This is a genomic window from Kitasatospora sp. NPDC057542, assembly GCF_042801945.1.
Classification (GTDB): Bacteria; Actinomycetota; Actinomycetes; order Streptomycetales; family Streptomycetaceae; genus Kitasatospora.
Map to the genome: position 1 here is coordinate 1 of NZ_JBHVFE010000658.1, position 3763 is coordinate 3763.

Genomic DNA, 3763 nt, shown 5'->3' on the forward strand with positions numbered 1-3763 from the left:
GCGAGAGCAGCAGGCTCGGGGTCTGCTCCGGGGTGTCGCCGACCAGGGCGACGGTCATCTCGCCGTTGCGCCCGCGGCCGTCGACGGGCGTCCAGGAGACCCGGGCCGGGTACTGGGAGCGGCGGTGCAGCCGTACGGCCTCGGTGAGCGCCTCCAGGGTGCCGCTGTCCCGGAGGGTGAAGAACTCCAGGATCCTACGGTTGCGCATCTGCCCCGGCAAGCGCCCGAATTCGGCCGCCATCGCGCGGTTGACGATCAGGATCCGCCCGCCGAACTCGCACACCGCGATGGGCAGCGGTACGTGGTCCAGCAGCCGCAGCGCCCGGTTGCGCCAGATCACGGCGGCGTCCGGCCGGCTGCCCGGTGCGGGCCCGCAGCCCTCGGTCGTTCGCATCTGTGGTTCTCCTTGCCGGGGACCAGAGCTGACGGTTCGTGGGCAAGTCCGCGACCGCCCCGGGTACTACACAATCATGTAGTGATCCCGGCCGGACCCGCCGCCCGATGGGCGCACAGTGGTGGAAGTCGAAAGTTTCCTGCCGTGGGAGGGGCACAGCGATGACCGAGACCGTGGAGAGCATGACCGAGGACGAGCGGGCGGCCGGGGCGGAGGGCCGGGCCGTCCCCCTGGTGGACATCTCGGCGGCGCCGCCGGCCGCCGTCCCGATGCTGCGCACCATGGAACTGGCCAGAGAGCACGGCCCGGCCTTCGTCCAGCGGCTGCACGGCCGGGACCTCATGGTCGTCAGCAGCCTGGAGCTGGTGGCGGAGCTGGCCGACGAGACCCGCTTCACCAAGTCGGTCGGCCCGGCCCTGGAGAACGTCCGTCAGTTCACCGGCGACGGCCTGTTCACCGCCTACAACGACGAGCCCAACTGGGCCCGGGCGCACGACATCCTGATGCCCGCCTTCGCGCTCGGCTCGATGCGCACCTACCACCCGGTGATGCTGCGGGTGGCCCGCAGGCTGGTCGACTCCTGGGACCGCCGGCAGGCCGCCGGACTGCCGGTGGACGTGCCCGGCGACATGACCCGGATGACCCTGGACACCATCGGGCTGGCCGGCTTCGGCTTCGACTTCGGATCCTTCGAGCGGGACGAGCCGCACCCCTTCGTCGAGGCGATGGTGCGCTGCCTGAACTGGGCGATGACAGGGCTCACCCGTGACCCGCAGGCGGACCACCGCGAACGCGACGCGGCCTTCCGGGCCGACGCCGACTACCTGGCCAACGTGGTGGACGAGGTGATCGCCGCCCGTGCCGGGGAGGAGGAGCAAGGCCCGGCCGAGGACCTGCTCGGCCTGATGCTCGGCGCGGTCCGCCCTTCGGACGGCACCCGGCTGGACGCCGAGAACATCCGCAACCAGGTGATCACCTTCCTGATCGCCGGCCACGAGACCACCTCGGGCGCGCTCTCCTTCGCGCTGTACTACCTGGTCAAGCACCCGACCGTGCTGCGGCAGGTGCAGCGGGAGGTGGACGCGCTCTGGGGCGCCCAGACCGACCCGGAGCCCTCCTACGAGGACGTCGGACGGCTGCGCCACACCCGCCAGGTGCTCAACGAGGCGCTGCGGCTGTGGCCGACGGCGCCCGCGTTCAGCCGGGAGGCGCGCGAGGACACCCTGCTCGGCGGCCGCATCCCGCTGCGCGCCGGGGAGACGGTCTTCGTCAGCACGCCGATGCTGCACCGCGACCCGGCGTGGGGCGACAACCCGGAGCTGTTCGACCCGTCCCGGTTCGACCCCGAGTGCGAGCAGGCCCGCTCCCCGCATGCCTTCAAGCCCTTCGGTACCGGCGAACGCGCCTGCATCGGACGGCAGTTCGCGCTGCACGAGGCCGTCATGCTGCTCGGCATGCTGGTCCACCGCTACCGGCTGATCGACCACGCCGACTACCGGCTCACCGTCAAGCAGACCCTCACCATCAAGCCCGACGGGTTCACCCTCGGCCTCGCCCGGCGTACGCCCGTCCGGACCGCCGGCCTCGGCGCCACGCCGACGGCTGTGGACCGGCAGGCCGGCCCGGCCGCCGAACGCCCCGGGCGGGTCCGGCGGGGGACCGGGCTGCTGCTCCTGCACGGCTCGAACTACGGCGCCTGCCGGGAGTTCGGCCGGCAGCTCGCGGAGGCCGCCGCCGACCTCGGCTGCGAGACCGAGATCGCCCCGCTGGACGCGTACGCGGACGGGCTGCCCACCGACCGGCCGGTGGTGATCACCGCGGCCTCGTACAACGGGCAGCCGACCGACGACGCGGCCCTGTTCGTCCGCCGGCTCCAGGAGTCGTACGACTCCCACGAGTCCGGGGACGGCGGGACGGCCGACGGTGTCGAGTACGCGGTGCTCGGCATCGGCGACCGCACCTACGCCGCGACCTACCAGCGCGTCCCGGCGCTGATCGACGACCGGCTCGCCGCGCTCGGCGGCACCCGGCTGCTGGCCCGCGCCGAGGCCGACGCCTCCGGCGACCTGGCCGGCACCGTACGGGAGTTCACCGGGGCACTGCGCGAGGCCCTGCTGGCGCGCTACGGGGACGCCGACGCCCCCGCCGCGCCGCAGCCGGAGGCCGCCTACTCGGTGACCGAGGTGACCGGCGGCCCGCTGGCCGCGCTGGCCGCCCGGCACGACATGGCGGAGCTGACCGTCACCGCCGTCGGCAGCCTGACCGACCCCGACTACCACCGGGTCAAGCGGCTGGTCCGCCTGGCCCTGCCGGAAGGCACCGGCTACCGGACCGCCGACCACCTCACCGTGCTGCCGGCCAACGACCCGGCGCTGGTCGAGCGCGCCGCCAAGCTGTTCGGCGCCGACCCGGACACGGTGCTGGCCATCGTGGCGCACCGGCGCACCGGACCGGCCGTCGACCGCCCGCTGGCGGTGCGCGAACTGCTCACCCACCACGTCGAGTTGCAGGACCGCCCGAGCGCCGAGCAGCGCGCCGCACTGGCCGCGCTCAACCCCTGCCCGCCCGAGCAGGCCGCGCTGCGGGCGCTGCCGGAGGACGACCCGCGCACCCTGCTGGACCTGATCGAGGACCACCCGGCCGTGCAGGAGCGGCTCACCTGGCCGGTGCTGCTGGAGCTGCTGCCGCCGATCCGGCCGCGGCACTACTCGATCTCCTCCTCGCCCGCCGGCGACCCGGGCCAGGTGGACCTGATGGTCTCGGTGCTCAGCGGGCCGGCCCGCTCCGGCCGGGGCACCTTCCGCGGCACCGGCTCCGGCCACCTCGACCGGGCGGCCGTCGGTGACACCGTGCTGGCCCGGGTCCAGCCCTGCCGCGAGGCGTTCCGGATCGGCCACCGCACCCCGGTGGTCATGATCGCGGCCGGCACCGGCCTGGCACCCTTCCGGGGCGCTGTCGCCGACCGCCGGGCACTGCTCGCCGAGGGGGCCGAACTCGCCCCGGCACTGCTGTACTTCGGCTGCGACGACGCGGCGGCGGACTACCTGCACCGGGGCGAGCTGGAGGCGGCCGAACAGGCCGGCGCGGTGTCGCTGCGGCCCGCCTTCAGCGAGCGGCCGCAGCACGGGCGGCGCTACGTGCAGGACCGGATCACGGCCGAGGCGGCCGAGGTCTGGGAGCTGCTCGAAGCCGGTGCCGAGGTGTACGTGTGCGGGGACGGGGCCCGGATGGCGCCGGGCGTCCGGGCGGCCTTCCGGGCGCTGTACCGGGAGCGCACTCCGGGGGCCGACGAGCAGCGGTCGCAGGCCTGGCTGCAGGGGCTGATCGAGGCCGGCCGGTACGTCGAGGACGTGTACGCGGGCTGAGCGC

The 3763-nt window shown here is 74.4% G+C and carries 2 protein-coding genes; one reads left to right on the forward strand and one right to left on the reverse strand.

Going from position 1 to position 3763, the window contains the following annotated elements:
- The coding region (locus tag ACFU7Y_RS41620) for a PAS domain-containing protein (protein WP_380771617.1) at positions 1-394 on the reverse strand (394 nt) is incomplete at its 3' end.
- Positions 395-555: 161 nt separating this feature from the next.
- Between ACFU7Y_RS41620 and ACFU7Y_RS41625 the strand changes: the two genes are divergently transcribed.
- A complete protein-coding gene (locus ACFU7Y_RS41625; protein ID WP_380771619.1) occupies positions 556-3759 on the forward strand; it encodes a bifunctional cytochrome P450/NADPH--P450 reductase in 3204 nt (1067 codons plus the stop codon).
- Positions 3760-3763: the final 4 nt, after the last annotated feature.